This window comes from Bacteroides sp., from assembly GCA_036351255.1.
Classification (GTDB): domain Bacteria; phylum Bacteroidota; class Bacteroidia; order Bacteroidales; family UBA7960; genus UBA7960.
In genome coordinates this window covers 1-2,426 of sequence record JAZBOS010000152.1, presented here as the reverse complement: position 1 = coordinate 2,426, position 2,426 = coordinate 1, and the positions used below count along the sequence as shown (strand labels likewise).

The following is a 2,426-nucleotide window of genomic DNA, read 5'->3' as shown; positions in this document are numbered from 1 at the left end:
TCAAGGTTTAATTCTGCCCGGTACCGGCCCCAGGGTGACAGGCCCGGGTAAAAATTCATCTGTGTTGTAATGTTTGATTTCGGTGAATCGTACTTGAACCGGCTGAACCTCATGACAAGTAGCCCTTCCAGCATGTTGTCCCTGATGCCTTCTTCATCCAGTGACCATTCCCGGCTGGCCACCAGCCCGGCGACCGCACCCAGGACGTTCTGGTTGCTCTGGATCAATTGTATTCCCGGTCCCATACCCAATGAAAGTCTCAGCTTCAAACCCTGCTCGGTATTGTTGTTGGCTCCGAAATAACCGTAGGCCAGCCATTTCTGAGGAAGGTTTTTTGTAAATACAAGGTTGGCATCCTGTCGCTGGGTAGCATCTTGTTCCGATTGGGTAGTGTAATTTCCACTGTAACTGATCGTGGAAAAGTATGACCTGGAACGGTAAGTCGTGTTGAAATTAGAATTCCATTGCAGGAGGTCGTTGGCCTGGGCCAGGTTCAGCCCCAGGCTGACCGACCCATCCAACCTCGACCAGAACCTGTTTTCAATTTGTGCGATAGCGACAATTTGCAGCATATCCACTACCTTAACAGTCGGACCAGATACAATAGATACTTTCTGGTCACTGTCCACCTGGCCAAACTTGCCAAAATAAACAGTTCCATCCTGCATCTCAACCTCAAATATATAGGTTGAAGATATCCTGGTTACCTTATTCCATTTTATCTCAAGGGTACCGGCATCATCTGTTTTGGCTTTTAAAAGCCCGTATTCCAGTTGTTTGATCTCACAGGTAATTACATCCCCGTTCTGGAGGGTGACCTTGTCTATCTTTTGCCGTCCATCGGCCCTGGCTTCAATTGAAATAAAATGAATTGACAGAATAAAAATAAATAACCCTGTTTTTCGGAAATGTGATAGCTTCATTTATGGGTCGCTTCAATTGCCTGGAGGATTCAAAAATAAAAAATAATGTGTTGGAAGGCAGGAAAAAATTCAGGTTCTTACCAAAACCTGAGGGAGAAGCCCAGGGTGTAAACATTGGAATAAAGCGTGTTCTCATTGCCATACACGAAATACATCTTTGCCATAAGGCCAATGGTGGTGCGGCCCTGGCGCATGTCGTAGGTAATGATGGGCCCCAATCCGTTGCATTTGCCTTTGTAGTCGCCACCTGGAACCCCATCACCCGAATCAGAAGTCAGCTGGTGATAGAAATACCCGACAAGCCCCAATCCCCAGTGCCTTTCAATACCCTGGACAAAGGCATATTCCGAATAGAGCTCAACGCCTGTCTGGTAATTGGTGGCCGGATTTTTAAGGTTATACAACAATCCCAGGTCGGCGGAAATATCCGTCCTGGTATATTCATTAAAAAAGGTGATCGCAAATTCCGGGTTTATGGACAAATAGTTTTTACAGGTGTTGGCATACCCCTTGGGATCATAATTGCCGGTTGGAAAGTAGAATGATATGCTCGAACTATAATGAAAGAATCCCCGGTTATCCCAGCCGATGGCCAGCGGGGTGACCTTCAGGTCGCCTAGGCCCATCTTGTTTTCATTTGTTTTTGTGATCCCGTTGAACACCTCCGGCACAACGGTCAGCTCATTGCTTACCAGCCTCAATTCGATGCCTGCCATGTAGGTTCCGCCAAACAGGTTCATGTCCGAGTAGTAATTCAGGTTGGTATTGTTGACGGCAACCCAGTTCTTGATGGATTCAAACTTATGCCCATTCATATATATCCCGTAAAACATCCCGGTCTGGTAAGAGAAATCATTGCGCAGGAACATGCCCCTTGAATGGAATACAGCCATCTGCCTGTCCCTGGACCCTAATAGATAAACCCCGGTACCGTTCTCTGCCGCAAAAGTTAGTACCGGGGTTGTTAGCAAATACAGTGCTGAAATCGCATTCAACAGAAATGCCTTAGTCTTAACCATTAAAATCCAAATCTAATTTGTAAAGTTAATGCCGTAGTAAAGGGATTTTAGGATGGGATCAGAAATAAAATTAACAATTCAATGTTAACATCGGGGGCGGAGTGGAAATCAGGAGTCTTCCCCGACTATATGGACCACCAGCCTGTTGGTCACACCCAGCCTGTCGATGGGTTCCCCAAGGGCAATGATGATGGTGTCCCCTGTTTCTGCCCATGCCCTTTCCAGCAAAAGCCTGTCCACCTCCCTGATGAAGCTGCTGCCGCTTTCCGGCTGTGCCATGTATTCGGGTTGCAGTCCATATAGCAGCGAAAGCTGGTTCAGGGATTTCTCATTAGCAGTGAAGGCGAGTACGGGCTTGTTCATCCTCTGCTGGGATATAAGCACCCCTTCCCCTCCAAATTGGGACCAGAGGACAACATACCTGGCATTCAATTCCCTTGCCATCATCTTAACGCCATGGGCGATGGCAGCGTTCCGGTGGGGG

Annotated in this window: 3 protein-coding genes; all 3 read right to left on the bottom strand. The window is 47.4% G+C overall.

Annotation, left to right across the window (positions count from 1 at the left end; all coding sequences use genetic code 11):
- Window positions 1-923: DUF481 domain-containing protein (locus V2I46_14500; GenBank protein MEE4178713.1), on the bottom strand; the 923-nt coding region annotated here is incomplete at its 3' end.
- 77 nt (window positions 924-1,000) lie between these two features.
- On the bottom strand, window positions 1,001-1,942 hold the full coding sequence (locus tag V2I46_14495) for a transporter (GenBank protein MEE4178712.1): 942 nt from the start codon (window positions 1,940-1,942) through the stop codon (window positions 1,001-1,003).
- Window positions 1,943-2,050: 108 nt separating this feature from the next.
- On the bottom strand, window positions 2,051-2,426 hold a 376-nt coding region (locus V2I46_14490; protein MEE4178711.1), incomplete at its 5' end, for a pyruvate kinase alpha/beta domain-containing protein.

Excerpts from the sequence above, each read along its gene's own strand:
- V2I46_14495 (MEE4178712.1), bottom strand. The coding sequence starts at position 1,942 with ATGGTTAAGACTAAGGCATTTCTGTTGAATGCGATTTCAGCACTGTAT.